We start from the raw sequence: 25,623 nt of genomic DNA on the forward strand, positions 1-25,623 counted from the left end.
GGCAAAAAGCCCCACCTCGCTTCTCAGGGTTCGTGTCAACATCTCAGCGCAGTGGTTGATTGGCAGATTTGTTCGTGTTTTACACTCCAAATCTGACCATTACGACTGATGCGAACAGAGTTCGCTTCATTTCCAACCTCCAACAGTCACTACTCTGACTGTTGGAGCTATGCGGGGGTGGGAGTAAAATAGTCCAGTGGACTATTTTAGCCCGAGCCAACTGCTTGGAAGTGAGGGGAACTCTTTTTATTTTGGTCGAGTTCTTTCCCGCTCCCTCTTCTATTTTATCTATAATTCCACACCAAAGACTTCTAATTGCTTTAATTCGGCAGCAGTCAACCTGCGGTATTCTCCAAGCGCTAATTTTGGATCTAAGCGAAGAGGCCCCATGGTCAATCGTTGCAAGTCTGTCACCGTCTTTCCACATGCCTGCACCATGCGTTTGACCTGATGAAATTTCCCTTCTCGGATAGTAATGTCAACCAGTGAGGTCTGTTTAACCTCATCCATCTCCAAGATAGTCAACTGGGCTGGCTGACAGGTAAAGTCTTTCAGCTCAATTCCTGCCACAAATCGTTCGACATCCTCTTGAGTCATGATCCCGTCAACCTGTGCATGGTAGCGTTTGTCCACATGTTTTTTCGGAGAAAGCATAGCATGAGCTAGCTGGCCATTGTTGGTCAAAAGGAGCAAGCCATGGGTATCGATGTCCAAGCGTCCAACAGGAAAAACTTCCTTCTGACGAGCTGTATCGTCTAGCAAGTCCAAAACAGTCCGATGGCGGTCATCCTCGGTGGCTGATATGACACCCTTGGGCTTGTTTAACAGATAGTAAACAAAGGTTTCATGACTAAGGACCTGACCTGCTACAGCAATCTGGTCTTGTTTTTCGTTAATTTGCTGTTTGGGTGAGGTTTCTACTTGGCCGTTGACTGTGACTTGCTTGTTTTTCAGGAGTTTCTTGACTTCTGTCCGACTGCCAATACCGCAATCCACTAAAAATTTATCTAATCGCATACGACTTTCTTTTCCATTTTGATATATTCTGCTTGCTTTTCTATTTCTGTAAAACCAAGAGCATGAAAGAGTTTTTGGGCAACTTGATGAGAGCTAGCAACTGTCAGTTTGATACTAGCTGGCTGAACATGCTCTACTACATAGTCTTCAATAGTCTGGTAGAAAGCTCTGCCATTTCCCTGACCTGTCAAAGAAGGTTTCATCCCCAAACGAATGTCAACTGTCTCGCCATCTTGGTCCATGCAGAAATAGCCCATGAGGGCAGCATTGCGGATGACTGCAAAAAAGCGGCCCCCACGCGCCTCTGGTGAAATCATCTCAGCATAAGTCTCGGGGTTTGCACTAATCGTATAGGCATCCAAAGGTAGTTGAAAGCGCCATTGGTTAGCAATTTCCAATGCCAGATCCTGGGGCAGGGGCATGATGTAAAAGTAATCCATTCTTCGGAAATTTTTTGCCAAATTTTTAATCCGACGGTTTTGGGTGGCGTAACTATCTGTCTGATAAACATAATCCGCATAGCCCAACTGATAGGAGGGAATCATGTCCTTAAAAATCAACTGAACATCCTCGGGAAAACGTAGTATCAATTCATTTAAGCGGTTATTTTCTAACATAAGAATATTATACCAAAAGAGGCTGGGCTCAAGTCCAGCAGCTACTACTCAGAGTTCGAGTCAACATCTCAGCGCAGTGGTTGATTGGCAGATTTGTTCGTGTATTACACTCCAAATCTGACCTAATCAACTGTGCGGGGGTGAGAAGACGAACTCTTTTTAGACCAGTCGAGTTCTTTCTCACTCCCACTTCTTCAGTTGTTTATAAATCAAGCCTGCGCTTATCAAGGCACAGCCGATGGCGTAAATCCCAAAGGCACCTGTTGGGGTTGGGTTTAGTTTTTCCAGATAAGTTGGCAAGATAGCAGATGTCGCACCGCCGATATTGCAGCCCATAAGGACGATTGTCATGACCGCATTGAGCAAGGCCTTGGGTGCCCGGTCTGTTACCTGACTAAAGACAATGGTTAGAATGATGCTGTAGAAAAATCCTGACACCATGCCACCGAGTCCCAGCACCCAGAGATTATCCGCAAAGGCAATGCCGACAACCGCGAGTCCAAAGACCACGTAGGAAACCGCTAAAAGCCAGCCCTTCAAACGACCAACCAGGCTACTAAAGACCGTCCCTGCCACAATCCCCATAACCTGCATAAGACTGAGAATGAGACTGGCTTGCTGAGCAGAACCGATGCCCTTGGCTAAAACAATCTGAGGAATACGAATGGTCAGAAAGGTATTGACGTTGATAACAAAGAAGGCTAGAAAAGCTAGGTAAATCCCCATCATCCACATGGTCTTGTCCAGTTTGACCTTGGGCGCGTTCTCCTCAACCTTTACCTCCATACGAGCCAGCAATTCTTCCTTGGGCACAAAGAGGACAAAAAGAGCCAAGATGACCAAGGCAAAAAGGTAGACCAAGAAGGCAGGTTGCCAACCAAACTGGGTCAACCAACCGACAAGGAGGGTAAGCCCTGCACTTCCCAAAACCTCAGCTGAACCACGCAAGCCCATCATCTGCACCCGCTCTTGACCAGTGAAAAAATTACCGATGATATTAATAGCACGCGCATTGATTAAGCCAATCCCCAAACCAAGCAAGATGCGAGCCAATAAAATCAGAGGATAAGCAGTTAGAAACACGGGCAAAGCTCCGCCGATAGCCATAAGCAAAAGCCCTGCAATGATAATGTTTCGTTCAGACAAGAAACGGACAACTAGACCATTTGCCAATAGAGCAACCATAATAGCAAAAGAGGTCACCGTAATTAAGTTTTCCACCTGGGCCGCTGCAATTCCCTGCTGGGCAAAATGCTCAATCATCTGTGGAATAGCTGGCGAGACAGCAAATGTCGAAACCAGCATGGTGGATAGGGCCAACAAACTGGCTTTTTCTAAAATTCTTTTCATTTTTCTCCCTTTCAACGTTCGTCTTTTACTAGTATAACAGATTTGAAAGCGAATGGATAGAAAAGTCCGACTTTTATTCTCTCCCATTTCATGCTATACTTATCTTAACTATATTCAAAGGAGAGAATCATGTCTGTTATTGAACGATTGACAAAAGCTGCCCATTTGATTGACATGGATGACATCATCCGTGAAGGGCATCCAACCCTACGCCAGGTCGCTGAAGAAGTTGCATTTCCTCTATCTAATCAGGAAATTATTTTAGGCGAAAAAATGATGCAATTCCTCAAACATTCGCAGGATCCTGTCATGGCTGAAAAAATGAAACTCCGTGGCGGAGTTGGTCTAGCAGCACCTCAGATTGACGTTTCCAAACGCATCATTGCTGTCTTAGTCCCAAATCCAGAAGATGAGGAAGGCAATCCACCTGCCCAAGCCTACTCCCTCCAAGAGGTCATGTACAACCCTAAAATCGTGGCACATTCTGTCCAAGAAGCGGCTATGGAAGGGGGCGAGGGTTGCTTATCCGTTGACCGCGAAGTCCAAGGTTACGTAGTCCGCCATGCGCGCGTGACTGTTGATTACATGGATAAAAACGGAGAAAAGCACCGTATCAAACTCAAAGGCTTTAATGCCATCGTGGTCCAACACGAAATCGACCACCTCAACGGTGTCATGTTCTACGACCGCATTGACCCAGAACACCCATTTGCCGTTAAAGAAGGCATGTTGGTAATTGAATAAACACAAGAAACTGACTGAAAAATTTTCAGCCAGTTTTTCTTTTTTTATGAAAATAGCAGAGCTAACTGCCTAAAAATTTCCTGCCCATCCAAGACTAGATCTTGAAAGAGGAGGTAGTCCAGCAGAGCCAGCAAACCAATTAACAGGATAAAAACGACCAAACGATTGGAAAATCGAACTTGCAAAAGATGGTTGAGACTGACTAGAATAATTTCCAAGACAAGCAAGCCAAACACCATCCACAAGAGATAAGGAGCATTGGGTAGGAACCAAGCCCAGAGTTCTTGTCCCCTCAGGAGTTCAAGAAAAATACCCCTCTCCGAATGCGAAAGCAAGATAAGGCCATCTTCCAGATAACCGATTCCTCCGACCAGACTATTGACTAGGAAAAGACTAGCTAGAAAGAGCAGCGTAAAACCTAGTGCTTGGCCCAGTCCCAGCAACCATTTGGTAAATAGAACCTGACGCAAATCCACAGGCTGGGTCTGATAGAGACGCCAGTTTTTTCCAGCAACTTCCACCGCCTTGCCCCGACTGCCAATCCAAACCGCCAGCAAGAGCACCACCAAATAGGTCGGACCATCAAAAAGAGAGCGCAGGCTGCCGATACCCGACAAATCTCTGGAGCGGTCCCAAGATGGATCGTCTACTGGAACCAAGGCATCATTTGTGTCAAAACGATTTTCCAAGCTGGTCAAAATGACATCCTTGCCTCGCTTAGTTGCTGGCACCCCAGCCTCCATCAGCTGCTTCCAGTAATACTGACTGACCTGATTGCGGGTCTGGTAACGGCGAAGATTATCCACCGTCTGGCTGGCCCCAATATCACCATTGGCAAACGCCTTCTCCTCTCTAGCCCATAGATAGACCTGCTCTGCCTCCAGCATAGCAAGGTGACTGGCTGGCAAAGCATTAGGATTGTCCTGATAAACCTGCCATTGCTTGACATAGAGGTCCTTATAGATATGGTATTCCTGCAGAAGCTCAACTCTTCGCTCCAACTCTTCCTGATAGCTCGCGTCCTCTTTGACCAACTGCCTCAGACGGTTGATTTCCGACTGCAAACTCTCCACATAGACCCCATCCTGCTCATAGGACTGGGCAACCAACTCCATCGAAACCCTCTCCTCCTGGGCAACCTCTTGCTTTTCTAGTCCCGTCAGTAGGGAAAATAGCAGAGCTAAGAGCAAGTTTCCTAAGACGAGCCCTTTCCAAGAATTGAGCCGACTAAGGATGAGTATTTCAAAAGACCAAGCCTTGTCCAAAGGACCGGTTTCCCATTCTTTCTGATGACCAACTGACAAGACCAGCCTTTTCTTTTCTGTCAGCACATAATAAGCAAAGAAAAGCCCAATGGTCAGCAGGAGGAAAACATCCACCTGTAAAAAGACCTGTGAAAATCCAGCTGTGTCTAAAAAACTCGGAAAGGCTAACAAAGGCAGAACTTGACCTGACCAACCAGCTACTGCACCAGCCTGATAGGAAAGAACCAAAGCCAACAGTAATCCAATCACCACAAAAGTCAGCCGACTGGCTAACAAGTGGTCCAAAAATCCAAAAAGTAGGCGAACAGCTAGAAGCAAGACCAGCCAAAAACCAAGCAAGATAAGCCCGTAAAGCCAAGAGCCTATCAACTGACTCTGACCCAAAATCTCAACAGGGGCTTGAAAACTAGATACAGCCAACTGACCTGTCAGCCCATCATAGACCATGATAAAAAGCAAGCCCAGCCCAACTGCAAAGAGTAGCGATAGCATGGAGGCAACCAAACGCCTCATCCCCTGCAAACTCAGACTATCCCATTGCCGCAACTGCCAAACTTGATGAGCGAGTGTCTTTTCCGACAGCTGATTAGCAAGTAGAAAACCAAGCACCAAAAATACAGGAAGAAAACCAAACAAACTTTCTAAGTAGGCTTGAACAATACGCCCTGTTGACCAAGCCTTGTTTTCAGGACCATCAGGCAATTGATACTCCAACAGCCAGTCATTCCATCTGGCCAAACGCTCCACTTCCGTTTGTGTCAAGGAATTCCGAGTTTGAAAAAGCTGTCGATTGCGACTGATAAAATAGTCCAAATCCTGATACATGAGTTTGCGGTAGTTGGGGATAGCTTCAAACTTTCCCTCATCTAAGGCCTGACCGACACTTTCTATATCGGATTTCAAGCCCAGCATCCGCGGTGCTTCTTCTGACCCCTCCTCAATTTTTATCTCTGCCAAGACACTAGCCAATTCACTCAGTTCTTTTTTATAGGTTTCCACATAGGTCGCTTGGTGGACTTGGCGCTGAGAAATAGGAAGGTAGGCCAGACCTAGAAAACCCAGCAAGAGCAGGCAGTAGAGAGGCGACCAGAGGATTTTCTTGATTTCAAAGTTCAGCCTCATGTCCCCTCACCACCTTCCTCCACGTAGAGATCACGGTAGAGGGACTCCATATAGTCGCTGGCTTTTGTAAGGCCAGCCACCTGCTGGATTGGAATACGATCCAGACAGTCTAGTAAATCTCGCTCAGGCAAGAAGATTTCCACCAGACCCTGCTCTGCCTTTTTCCACAAGAGTTGAGGATAATCCCGTAAAAATTCCTGAACCTGCTTGGAGTTTTCCACAGCAAGATGGTAATCATAATCAGCCGTCAACTCCACTTCTGTGGCAATCAACTTGCTGGCCTTGAGGAAATAAACCTGATTAGTCAGCTTCTCAATCTCCGACAGATGGTGTGAAGAAAGCAAAATGGCAACCCCTTCTGCTTGTAGGTTTAGAAGAAATTCCCGCTGTTGAATGATATTGGTCGGATCCAAGCCGATATGGGGTTCATCCAGCAACAAGAGCTTGGGCTTGGGAAGGACAGCCATGGCAAAGAGCAATTTCTGCTTCATGCCCATGGAATAGCCAGCCACCCGCTTTTTGACATAGTAGCCCATCCCCAATTCCTCCACCAGCCCATCCACTTCCTTTTTCCCCAGCTTGTGGGTGGCAGCCACATAGGTCAGATGGTCATAACCCGTCAACTGTGGATAAAGGGCTTGGGCATCCAACATGACAGACATATCTTGAAAAATCGCTCGGTCACTATTGGGACGACCATTGATGGTTACCGACCCACGGTCAGCGGTTTCTGTGTTGCTGATGATATTCAACAGGGTGGATTTTCCCACACCATTGGGACCGACTAGGGCAACCAAGTCCCCCGCTTGCAGCTCAAAGGACACATAAGACAAGACCTGGTGGGCACCGTATCGCTTGCAGACATCAACTACTTTTAGCATAGAAACTCCTTCCTTGGAGAAATGGCAGAGCGGAACAACAGCCTTTCATCAGCTTAGTTAGCTAGACTACTTCTTGAGAGCCTTGTATAGCAGATAAAGCCCCATAAGAAAACCTAGACTAGCAGCAGGTTTTAAAAATAGCACATGAATAAATGAATGTAGCCAGAGCCAAATCTCTCTATCTACAATCTGAATCGGGTCCATATGAAATAATAGGACACTACACGAAAGAACAATAACTGCACTTAAAAATAAGGTATTTTTATCAAGCTGTTTCATTAGGTTACTCCTTTTCATAACTGACTAATTCCAATTCAACTCTACACTCTAGTTAGTCACTCAATATAATAATAACATTTTTTGTTTATACAAACAAGTAAAAATAAGTATTGCTGTGGCAAAAAGAGAAGACTGTAACAATCTTCTCTATCTAAGTATTGGATTTTCAATTCTTACATAATACTAAATTCCATTTACAAGTCTTCCATGCGAACAACTACATCTGCTTTTTCCCAAACAGCAGGATTATGTGTAGCGATAATAATGATTTTATCCTCTGTTTTGAGTGAGGTCAAGAGTTCTATAACTTCTTGAGAATTGACAGGATCTAAGGAAGCCGTCGGTTCGTCTGCCAAGATTAAAGGAGGATTTTTTAGAAAAATTTTCGCCAAGGCAACTCGTTGAGCTTCGCCACCTGACAGTTCATATATTTTCTGATCTAGGCTTAGATGTGAGAGGTTTACCTTCTCTAAAACTTCCAATTTGCGAACTAGCTTATCCTTTTTGGATAGCTTTTGTCCAATAAATCCTAATTCTAAATTCTGGCCAATTGATTCATTTTCAATTAGACCAAAATGTTGAAATAAATAACCTAAGTAATCACGATAAAAAATATGCTCGTTGATCTTTTTGATATCTTTTCCACCATATTCAACCACTCCATCCTCGTAAGGGATTAGCTTGGCAATGATATTCAGTAGTGTTGACTTCCCACTCCCGCTTTTGCCAATAAGAGCGTAAATTTTTCCGTCCTCAAAGGTCAAGTTGATTTTCTCCAATATCATTCTATTGGAAAATTGCTTCTGTAAATTTCTAATTTCAATCATACTATCCTCCTTGTAAGACTGTATAGGCTATCTTACTTTCTTTTCTTTCTTGTAGAAACAAAATCAGGAATAAATTGCTGAGGAAAATTGCTCCGGTCCCTGCACTCAATCCCAGCTCATTCGTTACGAAAAGTAAACCCAGCATTCCTACCCCAAGCACTAAGAGTTGGGTAATTAGATAGATAAAATGAAGTTCTATGAATGTCATACCAGCTAGACGACGAATAAAAATTTCTCTACGAAATTGTTCAAAATAAACCAAATTCATTGTATTAAATAACAGTATGGAGGTTGCAATGCCAATTAAAGCTCCCAACAAAAGAAAGAGAAACTGATTCCGAATAGTATTCAAGTTTTCATAGTAAGTAGCCTTACTATTTAGCAAATAGGAAACCCACTGATAAACCCCCTGCTCTTTCAGTAGCTGGATACTCTGCGGATAATCTACCAAGAAAAGAGATTGAAGGGAAGTCCCCCACAGTATTTGCGATGCTGGTGTATCCCCGGTTGATTCTGGCGTTACGACTACAATAATCGGGTCTATCAGATGTTGTTCTAGTATATAGGGTACTGTATTGTAAAGAAATCTACTCTGATTACTCTCTACATAGCTTGTATAAGGTTTAAACTCAAACAATTGCGGACTATCTATACCAAGCCCCTCACGACCAAATGAATTCAAGTAGTCTACATAAAGTTGAACCAGTGTTTCTTCTTGTCCTTTCAATTTATCAGGAATAATCAACCCAAACTCCCCTTGTTGTAAGGAGGACATTTTACTCTTAAATTCTTCTGAAACCTGTATATTCTGAAGTTCTAAATAGTTGGGAGTAACAAAGATTGTATGACCAGAAGGAGCGTAATCAAATTTGTTGATTCCATCCGATTCATCCCCTTGTAAATATCTGTTCAAATTATTCTTAACAAATAAGGCACCATGGTCTTGTATAGCCGCCTTGGTAAACTGATACCAACGACTATTTTGCTCTTCTTTACTCATTTCTCCATTAAAAGCAGCGCCATAACTGTAAGAAGCTTGGTAGTAGTCCTTATTCCTATCCCATCCTTCAACACCTTTCTCTACCATTTGCAATTCATGAAACTGCACTATCGTTCGATTAACTGTCCAGCCAACCACCAATATCGAAGCTAATTGACCTAACAACATGAGAGCCAACAAGCGTTTTAACGGAAGTTTCCCTTTTAAAACTTCAATCATGGAAGTTGCTTTCAAACCCACCAGATATATGAACGTTAGAAAGACAGAGAAAATCAGTAAACTCAACAAGTAGAGAAAAAGTCCTGCCAACAAGAGACTGAAGGTTAAACTCTGAAATAAATTTAAGATGAGAAGTGTAAGGCTACCTAGTAAAAGGTTAACTACATAAACCCCTACAAAGAAGAGAATATCATCCACTATAGGTGAGAATAAAATTTCTAAATAAGACTTTCCAGCTACCCGCCTTATGCCTGCACTTCTCAAATCCTTGATACGGTAAATTAATGTTAAACAAATAAACGTCAAGAAACAGAGAGACATGTTTATACGAAACTGTTCACTAAATAGGAGAGAGTAAAGCAAATAGGGCAGAGAGTACGCCGACATAATTACAGTTCTATAACCCAACTTCTTCAACGTTTGTGAAAGTTCTTCCCCTGTTAGATTACCAGAAGTGATGATATAGCTATTGACCAAATCGCTAGCTTGGGCACTCTCAATAGAAGCCTGTTCCAAATCTGAGGGTAATTTTCCTTTCCCATAGCAGTCATAGACAAACTTAACTTTCCCACTTTTTTGAGGCTCGACAATCCTTCGGGCAATGACACTGTTTGTACGGATAGCTAAATTACTTAAGGAAGTTGTAAATTCCTCTCGATTCGCCACTTTAACCGCTTCTTCTGTCCCAATTAAATCTACCGCTTCATAACTGAGAAATTGAAGCTGTTGATTTTCATTTTGAATATTTACAATCATAAATCCCGTTAACAGTAGTGTTGACAAAAATACGAACCACTTTCTCATCTTACACCTCCTTAAATGTTTATCTATATTTATTCAGGTTTCTACCATAAATATAATTACAGTATTTTGCGTATTGATATTAGATAAAATGAGAGGATTTGAGCTCCTCTCATTGTTAAATTACCAACTTAATCATAGTCATAGTAGAAAGCTGCTTTCTCATCCTTTCCGATTTTAATAGTTGCATAGGATGTTTTAGTAGCTTCCGCTTCCCCTTTTGAAGAATCAGCATCTTTACGACTAATTACAGAGGAATAATGATATTTTTTTCCATGGTAGTAGTTTGAATATGCCTCTCCACTTCTATAACCATAAGCCCAAACGCCTCCATCAGGATATTGTGTCCAAGCCGCTACTGTTGGAATCACTGTAAACATTGTCAAAATAGCACCGAGTAAAGCGAATGATTTTTTCATAATAGTCCCTTCTTTGCTATTTCTACCAATTTAAGTACATAGTTACCCCACCAGATGAGTTGCCGGCTGGGTTTCGTAGATATCTTCTTCCGGCAGACCAAAAGTGCGAATGATCGAGATAAGTAAGACCAATATAACGATTGTCAAGTATGCAACCTTCTTTTCCATCCTTCCCTTCCTCCTCTCTGATGGGATTTTTCTTGTATACCTCAATTCCTACCAAGAATATCGTTTCCGTTCTTCCTTTTCTCCTTTCTACCTGATAGAAATCTCTGTATATTTTCTATTATTATGATATACTATTTTTATAAAGTTAATTCGTTTTGTTGCAAATAATCACATTTTCCAAGGAGTAGGTTATGCGGTGGGATTACGGAAGTGTTTATAAGAGCATTCGGGAAAGTAAGCATTTGAGTCAGGAGCAGATTTGTGGGGATTATCTCAATCGGACGACCTTGGTTCGTTTCGAGAAAAATCAAACCATTCCTAGCTATGAGCTCATGCGTTTCTTACTCAAACAGGTGGATATGACCTTCGAGGAGTTTGAATACCTCTGTAACTACTATCAACCCAGCCAACGCCAACAACTGCTCTATGATATAGATAATCTCAGAAATCCGACCACGAAGACCATGGAGGATTTGATAAAGCGTTGCCAGGACCATTTGAAAAAAGAACCAGATGATGGTCCTATCCGTCGAAAATGTCAACTTTTAGAAACTGTAGTAGCAATTCGAAACAGCACCTCTTTCAATCAACTTTCCGAAGAAGCTGAAACCCTTTCTAAGCTCCTCTGGTCAGAATTGGAACGATATGACAACTGGTACCACAATGATATTATCTTAGTAGGCACTCTTCTGTCTAAAATTTCTTCACTTGATAGCCTTGAAGAAACTGCCAATCTTCTTCTTAAACGATTGGAAAAATACAAGGATTACAAGAGAATTCAGCCCACCATACTGTCACATTATCGATCACTTTCTTATTTTTTCTTGGAACAAAGACAGTACAACAAGTCTACTTTTTTTGCCACCAAACTCATGGACCTAGCCAAGCAAGAAAAACGCTATGACCAACTATCCCGTGCCTATGTCTATCTAGGCATAGCCCAAAACAAGCAGGAACTGATTGACAAAGGACTACAAATCTTGGAACTGACAGACGAGAAAAGGATAGTCGACAACCTCCAATTTCTTATCAAACAGCACCAAACTGACTGAATCTACGGTCAGTTTTTTATGTACGAAAAAACGACCCTTTCGGATCGTTCCTATTTATAGTTTATAGTCTTCAGTTTGCTTTTAGTACTAGGCAACGAGCTGCAGACAGTACTGGAGTACGGCAAAGCGAGTTAACGACGTAATAAAAGATAAACTGAATGACTATATCTTAATAGTATTCCCCTTGTCTGTAATCCCAAGAGTTGAAGTGGTCTGACAAGTGCATCATGATTTTATCGATGTCCAGACCCTTACGGATGACAACTGGGCATGGGCTGATAGAACGGCTATCTGCACCTTGTTCTGGAATCAGTTTACCATCTTTGTCTACCATAGACACCATAACCCCTTGCTCATAGCGGGTTTCGATGGTCTTGTCTGGCTGGATAGATGCCACATAGTCGTCCGCCTCGATAATCAAGTCTACTTTAGACGCGATACGCTCACCGATACCTTCTACCTTACCACGATTTCCCTTACCTGACGGGTTAGCAGATGAAGCGTAGACCATACGGCCTTCTTTTTCCCACATTTCCTTAGCAATTTGCTCGCCAGCTACACCAAACTTGATAACAAAGCATGAAGTCCCACGAACGTCGGTCATCAACTCTTCACGACCATCGCCATAAGCCTGCAACTTGGCGTAAGCCTCTGGTTTCCAAGGCAGGATACAACCCAACAAAATGTCCTCATCCCAATGTTTTTGGTAGAAAGCATCAATCTCAGGAGTCAACTGAGCCAACTCACGCAGCTCCTCCATGCTACCACAAAGAACCACGCCCGGCTTATTACGCTTGCGCTCCTTAGCGTCAAACTTCCGCTCCAAACCAGCCTTGTCCGATGTCATGATGATGTAGCCAACCTTAGTCGGGCAAACAATCACGCCCCCCTCACCCTTGATAATGTCAAGACCTTCTTGTGAAAGTGCGCCATCCCAGTGAATTTGTTTCGTCATAATCATTTCCTCTTTTCTTTTGTTCCATAGCAGAGCTAACTGCTTGTTTTCTTCATATTTCGTAGGAGTCTTTCAGTTTACTTTTAGTACTAGCTCTAACTGTCTGGGAGACAGTTAGAGCTTGGAGATAAAACGAACATTGTTCGTGTCAACGAGCTGCAGACAGCTTCAACAGTCAGAGTAGTGACTGTTGAAGTTTTAAAATCATGCTTACGATAGTAAGTAACGCTTGCAAAGTACGGCAAAGCGAGTTCAAATAATGATGAAATTATTTGAAGTTGGAAATAGAGAAACGGAGTTTCCTCGTTCGTCGCAGTAATAAAAGATAAAATGGAAGACTCTAGTTTTGCCAGTAGCTTGGACGGTCCCCCTCATACTCAGCAATCAAATCCTGATACTGTAATGTAATACCAATATCATCCAAGCCATTGAGCAACTTGTGTTTCCAGTCCTGTTCGATGTCAAATGGGAATTCCCCAAAAGGCGTCCGTATCAACTGGTTTGCCAAGTCAACCGTGATTTCTTGGTCAGGAGCCAGCTGAGCCAGTTGGTCCCTGACTTCTTTAGGCTGGATAATGGGCAAAATCCCATTGTTCAAGTCATTGTTGTAATGGATATCCCCGAAGGAGCCTGCAATGATGACCTTGAATCCGTAATCTGCCAGAGCCCAAGCAGCGTGTTCCCTAGAAGAACCTGCTCCGAAGTTATCCCCAGATATGAGGATACTAGCCCCTTGATACTCAGGCTGATTGAGAATGAAATCAGGATTATCCGTGTAGTTATCGTCTAAGTATCGCCAAGCATAGAACAGATATTTGCCAAAGCCCTTTTTGTCAATCAGCTTGAGAAACTGCTTGGGTAGGAGCTGGTCGGTATCAATATTATCATTCATGAGCGGAACGGTTGTTCCTGTCCATGTGGTAAATTGGTGCATTAAACTCCCTCCTTGAGAATGTCTAGCTGTCTAGTGTCGACAAATCGTCCATAAAGCGCAGCTGCGGCAGCCATAGCAGGACTGCACAAGTGGGTCTTGGCTCCAAAGCCCTGTCGGTCTTCAAAGTTTCGATTACTTGTAGAGGCACAATGCACACCTGCAGGCACCTTGTCTGGATTCATACCCAGACACATGGAACAGCCTGGATCTCGCCACTCAAAGCCTGCCTCCATAAAAATCTTGTCTAGACCAAGCTTTTCTGCAGCCCGCTTGACAGGGCGACTGCCTGGTACGACAATAGCCGTGACCTGCTCTGCTATTTTCCGCCCCTTAACAATCCTAGCTGCCAGCTGCAAATCGCTGAGGCGCGCATTGGTACAAGAGCCTAGGAAGACATAGCCAACGGGAATGTCCGCAACCTTTTGCCCAGGAGCCAAGTCCATGTAAGCGTAGGCCCGCTCGTCGTTGTGATCACGGATGGCTGGGAAGGTTTCATCAAAGCTAACCCCCATAGCAGGCGTCGTTCCCCAAGTGACCATCGGTGCCAAGTCTGACACATCAAGGACTAGGTGCTTGTCATAAACCGTGTCCGCATCCGAGTAGAGCTCCTTCCAGTCTGCCACCGCCGCCTCAAAATCTGCTGGAGCACACTCCCGACCACGCAGGTAGTCAAAAGTGGTCTGGTCTGGAGCCATAATGCCCATCTTTGAGCCAAACTCAATGGACATATTGCAAATAGTCATCCGCTCCTCCATGCTGAGTCGGTCGATGACGGGACCAGCAAATTCCACCACATGACCCAAACCACAATCCACGCCGTAGCGGGCAATCAGAGCCAGGATAAAGTCCTTGGCATAGACACCTGCTTGGGCCTGACCGACAAACTCCACTAGGAGTCGCTTAGGTTTAACCTGCCAGATTGTTTGGGTAGCGAGAACGTGCTCCACTTCGGAAGTGCCAATCCCAAAGGCAATGGCTCCAAATGCTCCGTGAGTCGCCGTATGACTATCTCCGCAGACGATGAACTTTCCTGGCTGGGTCCGACCTGTTTCTGGTCCAACCATATGGACAATCCCCTGATATTCCGAACCATGGGCTGCATGGGGAATGCCGAAATCTTCTATATTCTTCGCCAAGGCGTCCATCTGAGCCTTGGAAATGACATCACGGATATTGTGAATATCGACTGTTGGTACGTTGTGGTCAAAAGTCGCAAAGGTCAAGTCTGGCCGCCGAACAGGTCGCCCTGTATCCCTCAATCCTTGAAAGGCCTGGGGACTGGTCACCTCATGGACATAATGTTGGTCAACATAGAGGAGCTGGGGCTGACCTTCCTGCCCTGTAATCACATGGCGATCCCAGAGCTTATCGAAAATGGATTTGCCACTCATGGTGACCTCCTTTCAAGCTGTTCAATAATAGCCGCTGTTATTTCTTTGGTAGAGGCGCTACCACCTAGGTCTTTAGTGAAAATTCCCTGTGCAAAGACCGCTTCAACTGCCTGGCGAATGGCTTGACCTGCTTGGACCAAATCAAAACTTTCTTCTAGCATCATGGCAACAGATAGAATCATACTGACAGGGTTGGCAATGCCCTGACCTGCAATATCCGGTGCCGAACCATGGATAGGTTCGTAGAGACTAGGACCTGCCACCGCGTGACTGGCAGAAGGCAGAACCCCTAGCGTTCCTGTTAATACGCTGGCCTCATCTGATAAAATATCTCCGAAGAGATTTTCCGTCACCAAGACGTCAAATCGACTAGGATTGGTAATCAAGAGCATGGCTGCACTGTCCACCAACTGGTGCTCCAAGGTCACATCTGGGTAGTCCTTAGCCACCTCATCCGCTACCTTACGCCATAATTTTGACGTCGCCAGTACATTTTGTTTATCAATGCTGGTGACTTTTTTTCGTCTTTTTTGGGCTAGGTCAAAGGCAGAGCGGACAACCCGTTCAATCTCTTCTGCCTGATAGGTATTGCTATCGCTGGCTTGGTCTGTTTCCAGAATATGCTCTCCAAAATAAATCCCACCTGTCAACTCCCGTACCATGACCAAATCCACACCATCCAGCCTGTCGGCCTTCAGAGGAGAATAGTCTTTCAGGCTATCAAAAATTTTCACCGGACGGATATTGGCAAAGAGACCCAATTCCTTCCGAAGTTGAAGCAGACCTTGTTCTGGTCGGACAGCCGCATCATCGTATTGAGGGCTACCGATAGCTGCTAACAAAATCGCATCCGCCTGACGGCAGGCTTGTAAGGTAGCATCTGGTAGAGGATGGCCAGCCGCATCAATCCCAGCACCACCAAAAGCTCTCTCCTCAATCTCATAATCAAATCCTACTTGCCCAGCCACAGCCTCGAGAACTGCTAGACCAGCCTCCATGATTTCAGGACCGATTCCATCACCAGCCAAGGCTACAATTTTTTTCGTCATACTTCCTCCTAGATGTGTGGCAAGTCTTTCTCTGATAGTTTCTTATCTATCTGTCCACTATTTTCTTTTTGCACCATGACATTAGCATGGATATAGGCAATGGCAGAAGCCTTCACCACATCAAAGTCAATACCAGAGGCATTAAAGATTGTTTCCGTTGCCTTGTTTTCTACGGCGACAAGCACACGCGCCTGGGCATCAATTCCATCGGTGATGGCATCAATATGATACCGTTCCAAGCTAATCTCTTGGTGGAAGAATTGGTCAATGGCATTAAAGACAGCCTCAACAGAACCCTTGCCTGACTCTGCAACAACCACTTCTTCCTCATCCTGATTGATGAAGATGACCTGAGCCTGAATACTTCCGTCAGACTGACTATCCAAACGCAAATCTTTAAATTGGAAACCATCACGGTTGCTGATTTCTGTCCCAGCTACCAAGGCTCGAATATCTGCGTCCGTAATTTTTTCCTTCTTGTCTGCCAGTTTTTTGAAACGAGCAAACAAGCTAGCAACGTCTCCTTCTTCAAAATACAGGTCTAGTTCTTTCAGCTTTTCTACAAAGGCGTGACGTCCAGAAAGTTTACCCAGTGGCAGAGAATTTTTCTTGACCCCTACCAACTCAGGTGTAATGATTTCATAGGTCAATGGATTTTTCAAAACACCATCCTGATGGATACCAGATTCATGTGAGAAGGCATTGCCACCGACCACCGCCTTATTGCGTGGAATGGCAATTCCAGAGAAGCGAGAGACTAATTCCGAAGTATTAAGGGTTTCCTTCAGAACAATCGGACTAGTCACATCATAGAAATCTTTCCGAATCTCAAGAGCAACAGCTACTTCTTCAAGGGCCGCATTCCCTGCTCGCTCACCGATACCGTTGATGGTCCCCTCGACACGACCTGCACCGTTTTTAATAGCTGAAAGGGTATTGGCAACTGCCATACCTAGGTCATTGTGGCAATGCGGACTGAAAATAATCTCACGGTCCGATTTGACGTTTGTTGTCAAGTAACGGAAAATTTCTCCGTAATGCTGAGGAGTTGTAAAGCCGACTGTATCTGGAATGTTGATGTAGGTCGCACCAGCATCTACCGCTGTCTGCACAACTTCTAGCAAGTAAGCCAACTCCGTCCGTGTCGCATCCTCTGGCGAGAACTCCACCACCTCAAAACGCTCACGGGCATAGCTGACATGTTCAGTGATTTGCGCCAAAATTTCTTCTTTGGTCTTTTGAAGTTTAAATTCACGGTGAATGGGGCTGGTCGCAATGAAAACATGAATCTGCGGATGCTTAGCATCTTTCAGAGCCTCATAACAAGCATCAATGTCTGACTTGACTGACCGAGCCAAACCTGTCACAGCCGTCTTGGTCATAGCCGCCGCAATCTGACGAACCGCTTCAAAAGAATCAGGACTAGCCGCTGGGAAACCCGCTTCAATAGCAGAAATCCCCCATTTCTCTAACTGCTTGGCGATGGTCACTTTTTCCTTGATAGAAAAATTCACACCCGGTGTCTGTTCACCATCCCGTAAAGTCGTATCTAAAAATTCAATCACACGCATAAGAATACCTTTCTAAACAATTCAAACTTCAATACTATCGTCTTTTAGTTTGCTTTTAGTACTAGGCAACGAACCGCAGGCATAACTGGAGTTAGGCAAGGCGAGTTAACGAAGTAATAAAAGTAAACGAAATGACGATAAAAAAGAAAACACCTCGAGGATTACCACCTGCGAGATGTTGTCAACAGCGCCCGCTTGGTAAGCCAAACAGGACTAATGCTACCTAGCGCACTAGCCCGACCGTCGCAACAACAAAGCAAAAAATTTTGTAGTGACAGGTTTCATTTGACTTTTTCCTTTCTGTGTTTTACTTGTTTTCCATGATAACGCACTTTTTTTCACTTGTCAACAAAAAAATGGAAATTTTCTGAAAAATCCGAACAATAGAGCAATTTATGCAAATTCCTCCACAAATAAAACCAAACCTCATCCGAAGTTTGGTTTTACAGTTCATTTTAATTCCGTCTAGAACTTGAAAAAATAGCCACTAGCAATACTGCTCCAAAGACTGACGGTACCAGAGCCATACCAGCAAATTGTGGTCCCCAGTCACCAAAGAGCAACTGTCCAATCCACGAACCAGCAAGCCCAAGGATAATATTTCCTAGACAGCCACGACGGTCATCTGATGAGGTCAAAGCCCCAGCAATCAGGCCAATAATGGCTCCCGCGATAATACTTGCTAACATAGTACTTCCTTTCTATTGACAAAAAGACTGGTCGCCCAGTCTTATAGCATCATTTTTAGATTGCCCACTCGCCGTCACGGAAGATTGGTACACGGGTACCGTCTTCTCGGATACCGTCAATGTTCATCTTGTTAGAACCAATCATGAAGTCCACATGGACATCAGAACGGTTAAGGCCTGCTTCTTTGAGCTCTTCTTGGCTCATTTCTGTACCACCTTCGATAGAGAAGGCATAGGCTTGACCAATCGCCAAGTGGTTCGAGGCATTTTCATCAAAAAGAGTATTGAAGAAGGTCACACCTGATTGAGAGATTGGGCTCTTGTCTGGCACAAGGGCAACCTCACCGAGACCGCGTGCACCAGCATTGTCAAAGACTAATTTCTTCATGACTTCGTCGCCTTTTTCTGCCGTCACGTCCACGATTTCACCATCTTTGAAGGTTACTTTGATGCCTTCGATGATGTTGCCGTTGTAGCTGAGTGGTTTTGTAGACGTTACATAACCGTCTGCCACACGGTAGTCAGGTGCTGTGAAGACCTCTTCTGTTGGCATGTTGGCAATAAAGTGTTCACCTTGGGCATTGACCGAACCAGCCGCTTCCCACAAGTGATTCTTCGGCATACCAAGAACGAGGTCAGTCCCTGGTGCTGTGTAGTGCAATTTGACAAACTGCTCGTCGTTGAGGACCTTAGCCTTAGCCACCAAACGTGCTTCGTGCTCTTCCCAAGCCTTGATTGGATCTTCCTCGTAGATACGGCAAGTCTTGAAGATCTGATCCCAAAGGAGGTCCACTGCCTCTTCATCAGACGCTGCATTTGGGAAGACTTTTTTAGCCCATTCCAAACCAGAGGCTGCACCGAGTGTCCAGCTGATTTTGTTAGCTTGGGATGCTTGCCGCATTGGGTTCAAAGCCTGGCTGAGAGCACGTGCGTTGCGAGACAATTTCTCTGGATCAACGCCATCATAAGCACCTGGATCTTCTGACAAGACAACCAAACGGCTGGCCTTGCGCTCCAAGAGGTAGTTCATTTCAGTGATACGTTGTGGATGAACTTGTTCCAAGAGTTCCACATCAACATTGACCAAACGCTCACGCGCAATCACATCGTCCAACCAATTGACCAATACTTCCTTAGCACCGTAAGCGTAAGCTTCTTTGACAATCAAACGAGCCAACTCAGCCTGTTCTACACCGATTGTCAACTGCACCGTGTGACCAGGTTGCACATTGATACCTGTTGAAACTAAGAGTTTAGCATATTTAGCGAGATTTTCTTTAAAATTTGGTAATACCATTTTTTTCTCCTTTGTACTTTGAAATACCCTATTATTGTATCATATTTTAAGCTAGACAGATAAAAAAACTTCCTGCTGATACAGGAAGTTGAAAAGGTTAGCTCTGGAAGATAGTTGAAGGTTGGAGATGAAACGAACGAAGTTCGTGTCAGCAAGCCGAAGGTAGAACTCCGCTCCTCTCTTGTTTTAAGGGAGCTTTACACTCATCACATCAAGCCAACAACGTCTGATCCCAATTTTCGCAGAGTAAAGTTTTCAGTTTGTATTTAGTACTAGGCAACGAGCCGCAGACATAACTGGAGTTAGGCAAGGCGAGTTAACGACGTAATAAAGCAAACTGTAAACTTTACTAGTTACCAAAAACTTTTACACGGTCCCCATCCGCCATATAGTCTTTATCCGCTGCTGGAGCTGCAATGCTTCCGAACGGTGCTTGGGCACGGAGTTTCCAGTTAGCTGGGATACCGTATTTTTCAGCCACTTGTGCATCTACCAATGGGTTGTAGTGTTGCACGTTCATGCCGATGTTTTTTTCAGCGAAGGCTAACCATACTGCATACAAGTTGATACCGTGAGCTTGCTCAGACCAGATTGGGAAGTTTTCAGCGTAAAGCGGGAAGCTCTCTTGCAAGCCTTTGACCACGTCTTGGTCTTCGAAGAACAAGATAGTACCTGCACCTGCTGCAAAGCTAGCCAAACGACCTTTTGTGCCTTCAAAAGCCTCTGCTGGCGTTACTTTTTCCAATTCGCTGTAGGCAATTTCGTTCCAGAAAGCTTCTGACTCCGCACCAAAAAGTACCACTGCACGGCTAGATTGTGAGTTGAAAGCTGATGGAGATTCTTTCATGGCTTTCTCAACAAGTGCTACTACTTCTTCATTTGATACTGGCAATTCTTTACCAAGTGCGTAGATTGAACGGCGAGTTTCTTGAAGTTTTGCAAAATTTGACATATAGTTTCCTCTTTTCTATTTGTTACTACTTAGTGGTTTTTATCACTATGTAGAGATTATACATCTTTCTAGGAAAACTGTCAAGAACTTTGACTTGTTTTTGAAATCATTTCTTCTCTATCAGTTCCAAGCATTAAGTTCGAATATTGCTAAAGTTTTACACCAAAATCCCACGCCAAACGCATGAAGAAAATTTCGTTTTCGGAAATCATATTTTCAATATTTACATCAGTTTTTTATTGAAAAAAGTGATATAATAGCTTTGAAAATGAGGGATTACCCCCGTTAAAGTGTAAGTTTTATGGAAATATTTTGAAAAAATGCATGTAACTAGAAAATAGTTGCATGCATTTTCTTCATGCGTACGGCGTGCCAAAATCCTAGTTTTACTTGTCAAATCTACTTAAAAATTGATATAATGTAATAGATTACCTTCTAGGAGATATTGTGTGAAAAAATCTGATTTACTCATTATAATCCCCGCTTATAATGAAGAAGAGTCCATTTTAACTGTTGTTGAAAATCTGGAAACAAACTTCCCTCAGTTTGACTATGTCATTGTCAACGATGGCTCTAAAGATAAAACCGGGGAGATTTGTCATCAAAAAGGGTACCCTATGCTTGATTTACCTGTCAATCTCGGATTAGCAGGTGCTTTTCAAACAGGTCTAAAATACGCCTATCAAGCAGGCTATCAAAAAGCAATCCAGTTTGATGCAGATGGGCAACATTTACCCGAGTATATACAGGAACTTGCAGACCAAATAGACCTCGGGTATGACCTGGTAATCGGTTCTCGTTTCGTCAACCAAAAGAAAAACTGGTCACTGAGAATGCTAGGGAATCGTCTAATTGCTGGGGCCATTCGTTTAACGACTGGTAAAGAAGTGACCGACCCTACCTCTGGCATGCGCATGTTTAATGCAACTCTCATCAAAGAATTTTCTCAAAACATCAATTATGGTCCTGAACCAGATACCGTCTCCTATCTGATTAGAAACGGCATCAAGGTAAAAGAAGTACAGGTAAACATGCAGGAGAGACAAGGCGGCCAAAGCTATCTGACCTTATCTCGGTCTATCCAATATATGTTACACATGTTTGCCTCTATTCTCATTATCCAAGGCATTAGAAAGCGAAACTAATCTATGACTCCAACCTTTCAAGTAAGTCTTATCCTCACGTCTCTCATCACTGCTGGTCTTATATTGCGACGAATTCAGAAATCACAAGTTCAGATTCAGGATTCCCTTTTCTGGCTCTTCTTTTCTGGATTACTCCTTTTCCTCAGTCTCTTCCCAAAAGTAGCGGAGACAGTGACAAATTTATTAGGAATTTCCCTTCCAGTTAACTTTGTCTTTCTATTTATCATCTTTTTGCTCATTATCCACCAATTCCAGCTAACTCTTCGCCTTTCTAAACTAGATAACAAGGTCAAGGAATTGGTTCAAATCCTTGCTATTGAACGATTAAAACACGATGAATAAGATACAAAAGAACATCTATTTTTGGAATCTACTAGGTAACTTAGTCGCAGCAGGCGTGTCTGTCTTTTATCTCTTAATTGTTTCACGATTTTCAACTGCTCAGACTGCTGACGATTTTAGCATGGCCTATGCCATTGGCAACCTTTGGGTTGTAATCGGGCTATTTCAGGTACGCAATTATCAAGGAACAGATGTCAAAGGAACTCATTCTTTTCCAGCTTACTTTTTAGCACGATGCTATTCGCTACTCTTTATGGTCGTTAGTATATTACCATTCCTACAGCTAACTTCTTATCAATCTAGCTATCTGCTAGTATTTCTACTATTGGCTTATCGGATTAGCGACGTTGTCTCTGACCTCTACCAAGGGCTCTTCCAACAGGAAGGGAGATTGGATATTGCCGGCCAAAATATGACCTTTCGTTATACTACAAGCATACTATTACTGGCTGGTTGCTTAGCTATCAGTCAAAATCTTGCTTTTTCCTTAGCAGGATTAGCCATCTGGAACGGACTGGTTGTCCTTCTACTTGATGTCAAGAAAGGTGCAAATTTCTCTACTCTTAGAGGAACCAACTTTCTCTCCCCTTTACTACACAAGGAAGCCTGGGGGATTTTAAAAGCCTGTCTTCCATTGTTTATCAACGGGTTCTTATTAACCTATATTTTTAACGAGCCAAAACAGGTTATTGAACAGGGCTTAGCCAATGGGAGCCTAACAGCCGGTATGCAACGTGATTTCAGCATTTTATTCATGCCTGTTTTTTTTATGAGTCTCTGCGTCTTGATTGTGCGCCCCTTAATTACCGAATTGGCAAAACTGTGGCACCAGAATAATACAATCGAGTTTGCCTCCATTTGCCGCAGACTCTTCCTCAGCCTTTTTTTAATCGGAAGTTTGGCTAGCTTAATGGCTTACTGGATTGGCGTGCCTGTCTTGAGCCTGCTTTACGGAGTAAAGCTCAGCTCATATGCTGCCACCTTGGCTATCTTAGTCTTCGCAGGTATTCTCTATTCACTATCTATTGTTTGCGAGAATATCCTGACAATCTTTCGAAAACAGCAGGTCATAGTACTGATTTATCTCTGCCTATTTGCTCTTAGTAAATGGCTTACTGGACCGTTGATTACTAGCTACCAGCTTTGGGGTGCTGCTATCAGTTTTCTCATCACAATGTTCGTCTATCTACTCTTGATGAGCCTCCTGACTTTTTATTACTACCACAAAGGAAAAAAACATGTCTAACTTACAAAACCAGCACAGTTTTATAATTTGTGCCTACGGAGATAGTCCCTATTTGGAGGACTGTATCCAATCGCTACTGGCACAAACTCTTCCGACAGATATTGCTCTTTATACATCTACACCTAGCCAACATATTCACAATATCTGCCAACAGTATGCTATTCCTATACATGTAGGAACAGGGGGAGGAATTGGTAAAGACTGGAATCAAGCTCTTTCTGTTGTTCAAACACCTTATGTCACCATCGCACATCAAGATGATTTGTACCAACCGACCTACACACAAGAGATTCTCACTAAATTACAAGCTCATCCTAATAGCCTAATCGCTTTCACAGATTATTTTGAAAAGAAAAACGGACTAGTTATCCACAGCAATACCAATTTACGTATCAAGAGATTCTTGCTCAAAGGACTAACACTTTTTCCAACTTCAAAAATCTGGCGTCATTTTTGGCTCGGTTTGGGCAATGCCATTTGTTGTCCAGCCGTAACTTACAATCGGACTAGATTAGCAGATTTTCGTTTCGATGAAACCATGCGGACCAATTTGGATTGGTATGCTTGGTATCAGATTAATCAGTACGATGGTGACTTTATTTTCGTTCCACAGGCTCTCATGTGTCACCGCATCCATGAAGAATCTGAGACGTCACATACCATCGCAGACAATACTCGAACCAAGGAAGATTTAATGCTCTTTGAACTTTTTTGGCCTAAACCGATCGCACGTATACTTAACCGCATTTATATCAAAGGACAAGATTCAAATTACTAGGAGGTTACTTTGTGCTTACGAAATTAAACCAAAACAAGTGGTATCTACTGGTCTGTCTTCTAGCTTGTTACATGGTCTATGCTCTCTACCTACGCAATTATCACGCGTCTTTTGCTATCTATCCAATAGCAATCTGTATGATGGTATTACTAACATTATTGCCTACAAAAAAAGAAATCGCTTCCTTCATTGCTCTATTAGTATCTGGAGGCGTTTTTGCTATTGTTACCCCTGTTCTTTACACTCCCGATGAGTATGTGCATTTATCTCGCTCCATGCATATCGCACAGGGAGATATTAATTTAGACAACAAACCTGAACACCTGGTTATTTCTGAAGATTATTTTGCTATTATCGACGATTATACCATGCCACCTCTTGCAGTCGATGCTTTTAATAAACCCTCGAGTAAAAAAGAGGTGCCCTTTAATGGCCTTGCTGATTTTCGTACTACTAACGCCTATTGGTTTATCGGATACCTCCCACAAGTGACCGGTATGCTTATCGGTCGAACATTGGGCCTAAGTGTTGGGGTAACTTACTATCTAGGAAGAATTTTCAACGCTATCTGTTATGCCGTTCTCGCTTACATAGCTATCAAACTCAGTGGTTCTTACAAACAGCTTATGATGCTTGTTACCCTTATGCCTATGAACCTCTCCCTTGCAGCCTCTTATAACCAAGATGGGATAGCTCTAGGTATTATCTATATTGCAATCGGCCTCTTTATTCACTACCTCACTCGGCAAAATAAGATAAATACAAAAGATATCCTTCTCTACACCTCACTCTGTTGCTTATTAGCAACTTTGAAATTACCATATATTCTCTTGATCGCTCTGCTATTTTTCATCCCCAAAGAACGTTTTGCTATTCCAAGACCCTATTTATCTCTTCTGGGTGCATCCGTGCTTGTCTTTGGAGTAGCTGCTGTTTGGTTTGCAGGCTACCAACAAATCACTTCAACTACAGTTCTAAAAGGAGTTGGCCTAAGCGGACAAATCCAATTTTTCTTTAAACATCCTTCACGGGCAATCCTAGCCTTATCAAAAGAGTTCTTATTATCACCACACAGACTTGTTTCTCTCTTTTATTTTGGTTTTCTCGATCTGCCTATGCGCGAAACACTCATTCCGATTTTTGTTTTCTATTTGACTGTTGTCGCAAGTAATTTAGGACGTGAAAAGACAAAATTAATCAGTCGTATCGGTAGTTTAGTGATTGCCTTCTCCATCATCTGTGGTATTATTCTCGTCATGTATCTGACTTGGACAAAAATAGGAAAAGGTAGTGTTGATGGGGTTCAAGGACGATACTACCTAGGAGTATTCCCTCTCTTCCTCTTAACCCTAACCTCTTGGCCCCTCCCAACATTCACCCCTCCTCGCCTCTCAAATGAATTCATCTTAAAAGGTAGTATTATCATAGCAACCATGGTCTTGCTATTTACTGTCTTATCGACCTATTAAGATAAGAAAAACACTCCTGTTGAACTCTAGTACAAAACTAGAAA

25 protein-coding genes are annotated in these 25,623 nt (G+C 43.4%); 7 read left to right on the plus strand and 18 right to left on the minus strand.

What is annotated here, in order from left to right; genetic code table 11:
- Positions 1 to 288: 288 nt before the first annotated feature.
- From F9856_RS00845 to F9856_RS00860, 3 genes are all read right to left on the minus strand, one after another.
- Positions 289 to 1,017 (minus strand): pseudouridine synthase, encoded by a 729-nt coding sequence (locus F9856_RS00845; RefSeq protein WP_202105423.1) that lies wholly within the window; start codon positions 1,015 to 1,017, stop codon positions 289 to 291.
- Complete coding sequence (locus F9856_RS00850) at positions 1,008 to 1,634, minus strand: GNAT family N-acetyltransferase (protein WP_236659515.1); 627 nt, start codon at positions 1,632 to 1,634, stop codon at positions 1,008 to 1,010. Before F9856_RS00850 ends, F9856_RS00845 begins: the two co-directional genes overlap by 10 nt.
- Before the next feature lie 180 nt (positions 1,635 to 1,814).
- Positions 1,815 to 2,984, minus strand: a complete 1,170-nt coding sequence (locus F9856_RS00860; protein WP_202105424.1) for an MFS transporter — start codon at positions 2,982 to 2,984, stop codon at positions 1,815 to 1,817.
- 129 nt (positions 2,985 to 3,113) lie between these two features.
- Here F9856_RS00860 and def point away from each other — a divergent pair, with 129 nt between their 5' ends.
- Positions 3,114 to 3,728, plus strand: coding sequence for a peptide deformylase (gene def / locus F9856_RS00865; protein ID WP_202105425.1), 615 nt, complete (start codon positions 3,114 to 3,116; stop codon positions 3,726 to 3,728).
- Between the two features lie 44 nt (positions 3,729 to 3,772).
- On the opposite strand, the gene F9856_RS00870 is transcribed toward def, so the two are convergent.
- The 7 genes from F9856_RS00870 to F9856_RS12265 form a co-directional block, all read right to left on the minus strand.
- Positions 3,773 to 6,115 (minus strand): hypothetical protein, encoded by a 2,343-nt coding sequence (locus tag F9856_RS00870; protein WP_202105426.1) that lies wholly within the window; start codon positions 6,113 to 6,115, stop codon positions 3,773 to 3,775.
- Entirely contained in the window at positions 6,112 to 6,996 is an 885-nt protein-coding gene (locus tag F9856_RS00875; protein WP_052501957.1) for an ABC transporter ATP-binding protein, read from the minus strand. The genes F9856_RS00870 and F9856_RS00875 overlap by 4 nt, the downstream gene beginning before the upstream one ends.
- A gap of 66 nt (positions 6,997 to 7,062) precedes the next feature.
- Positions 7,063 to 7,275 carry a hypothetical protein gene (locus F9856_RS00880; RefSeq protein WP_024379133.1) on the minus strand — a complete coding sequence of 71 codons (213 nt, stop codon included), beginning with the start codon at positions 7,273 to 7,275 and terminating at the stop codon, positions 7,063 to 7,065.
- Positions 7,276 to 7,469: 194 nt separating this feature from the next.
- Positions 7,470 to 8,102, minus strand: coding sequence for an ABC transporter ATP-binding protein (locus tag F9856_RS00885; RefSeq protein WP_202105427.1), 633 nt, complete (start codon positions 8,100 to 8,102; stop codon positions 7,470 to 7,472).
- Position 8,103: 1 nt separating this feature from the next.
- Positions 8,104 to 10,125, minus strand: coding sequence for a DUF1430 domain-containing protein (locus F9856_RS00890; protein WP_202105428.1), 2,022 nt, complete (start codon positions 10,123 to 10,125; stop codon positions 8,104 to 8,106).
- Positions 10,126 to 10,253: 128 nt separating this feature from the next.
- On the minus strand, positions 10,254 to 10,541 hold the full coding sequence (locus F9856_RS00895; RefSeq protein ID WP_202105429.1) for a lactococcin 972 family bacteriocin: 288 nt from the start codon (positions 10,539 to 10,541) through the stop codon (positions 10,254 to 10,256).
- A gap of 42 nt (positions 10,542 to 10,583) precedes the next feature.
- Positions 10,584 to 10,709, minus strand: a complete 126-nt coding sequence (locus tag F9856_RS12265; RefSeq protein ID WP_268933437.1) for a hypothetical protein — start codon at positions 10,707 to 10,709, stop codon at positions 10,584 to 10,586.
- 191 nt (positions 10,710 to 10,900) lie between these two features.
- Here F9856_RS12265 and F9856_RS00900 point away from each other — a divergent pair, with 191 nt between their 5' ends.
- Positions 10,901 to 11,761, plus strand: coding sequence for a helix-turn-helix domain-containing protein (locus F9856_RS00900; protein WP_202105430.1), 861 nt, complete (start codon positions 10,901 to 10,903; stop codon positions 11,759 to 11,761).
- A 169-nt stretch (positions 11,762 to 11,930) separates the two neighbouring features.
- Here F9856_RS00900 and F9856_RS00905 read toward each other — a convergent pair whose 3' ends face one another.
- The 8 genes from F9856_RS00905 to F9856_RS00940 all read right to left on the minus strand — a co-directional run bounded on the left by F9856_RS00905 (position 11,931) and on the right by F9856_RS00940 (position 20,599).
- Entirely contained in the window at positions 11,931 to 12,716 is a 786-nt protein-coding gene (locus F9856_RS00905; protein WP_024391429.1) for an L-threonylcarbamoyladenylate synthase, read from the minus strand.
- Between the two features lie 340 nt (positions 12,717 to 13,056).
- Positions 13,057 to 13,650, minus strand: coding sequence for a 3-isopropylmalate dehydratase small subunit (gene leuD, locus F9856_RS00910; protein WP_202105431.1), 594 nt, complete (start codon positions 13,648 to 13,650; stop codon positions 13,057 to 13,059).
- Positions 13,650 to 15,041: a 3-isopropylmalate dehydratase large subunit gene (gene leuC / locus F9856_RS00915; RefSeq protein WP_202105432.1), complete on the minus strand. Its 1,392-nt coding sequence runs from the start codon at positions 15,039 to 15,041 to the stop codon at positions 13,650 to 13,652. Before leuC ends, leuD begins: the two co-directional genes overlap by 1 nt.
- Positions 15,038 to 16,090, minus strand: coding sequence for a 3-isopropylmalate dehydrogenase (leuB, locus tag F9856_RS00920; RefSeq protein WP_202105433.1), 1,053 nt, complete (start codon positions 16,088 to 16,090; stop codon positions 15,038 to 15,040). The genes leuC and leuB overlap by 4 nt, the downstream gene beginning before the upstream one ends.
- An 8-nt stretch (positions 16,091 to 16,098) precedes the next feature.
- Positions 16,099 to 17,661, minus strand: a complete 1,563-nt coding sequence (locus tag F9856_RS00925) for a 2-isopropylmalate synthase (RefSeq protein WP_202105434.1) — start codon at positions 17,659 to 17,661, stop codon at positions 16,099 to 16,101.
- Between the two features lie 455 nt (positions 17,662 to 18,116).
- Positions 18,117 to 18,350 (minus strand): GlsB/YeaQ/YmgE family stress response membrane protein, encoded by a 234-nt coding sequence (locus F9856_RS00930; protein ID WP_024377350.1) that lies wholly within the window; start codon positions 18,348 to 18,350, stop codon positions 18,117 to 18,119.
- 55 nt (positions 18,351 to 18,405) lie between these two features.
- A complete protein-coding gene (locus F9856_RS00935; protein WP_014638682.1) occupies positions 18,406 to 19,647 on the minus strand; it encodes an aminopeptidase in 1,242 nt (413 codons plus the stop codon).
- A gap of 349 nt (positions 19,648 to 19,996) precedes the next feature.
- Positions 19,997 to 20,599 carry a nitroreductase family protein gene (locus F9856_RS00940; protein WP_202105435.1) on the minus strand — a complete coding sequence of 201 codons (603 nt, stop codon included), beginning with the start codon at positions 20,597 to 20,599 and terminating at the stop codon, positions 19,997 to 19,999.
- A gap of 449 nt (positions 20,600 to 21,048) precedes the next feature.
- On the opposite strand from F9856_RS00940, the gene F9856_RS00945 reads away from it, so the two are divergent.
- From F9856_RS00945 to F9856_RS00965, 5 genes are read left to right on the plus strand one after another with little or no spacing between them, the layout of a single operon-like run.
- A complete protein-coding gene (locus F9856_RS00945) occupies positions 21,049 to 21,744 on the plus strand; it encodes a glycosyltransferase family 2 protein (protein WP_024398504.1) in 696 nt (231 codons plus the stop codon).
- 3 nt (positions 21,745 to 21,747) lie between these two features.
- Positions 21,748 to 22,086 carry a DUF2304 domain-containing protein gene (locus tag F9856_RS00950; protein WP_202105436.1) on the plus strand — a complete coding sequence of 113 codons (339 nt, stop codon included), beginning with the start codon at positions 21,748 to 21,750 and terminating at the stop codon, positions 22,084 to 22,086.
- Positions 22,079 to 23,332: a lipopolysaccharide biosynthesis protein gene (locus F9856_RS00955; protein ID WP_024398502.1), complete on the plus strand. Its 1,254-nt coding sequence runs from the start codon at positions 22,079 to 22,081 to the stop codon at positions 23,330 to 23,332. Before F9856_RS00950 ends, F9856_RS00955 begins: the two co-directional genes overlap by 8 nt.
- The gene (locus tag F9856_RS00960; protein ID WP_002939588.1) at positions 23,325 to 24,110 is read left to right on the plus strand and encodes a glycosyltransferase family 2 protein; all 786 of its coding nucleotides are present in this window, start codon (positions 23,325 to 23,327) and stop codon (positions 24,108 to 24,110) included. Before F9856_RS00955 ends, F9856_RS00960 begins: the two co-directional genes overlap by 8 nt.
- A gap of 11 nt (positions 24,111 to 24,121) precedes the next feature.
- Positions 24,122 to 25,579, plus strand: a complete 1,458-nt coding sequence (locus F9856_RS00965; protein ID WP_202105437.1) for a DUF2142 domain-containing protein — start codon at positions 24,122 to 24,124, stop codon at positions 25,577 to 25,579.
- Positions 25,580 to 25,623: the final 44 nt, after the last annotated feature.

Origin of the sequence: Streptococcus suis, from assembly GCF_016743335.1 — a bacterium.
In the GTDB taxonomy this organism is placed as follows: Bacteria; Bacillota; Bacilli; order Lactobacillales; family Streptococcaceae; genus Streptococcus; species Streptococcus suis_Y.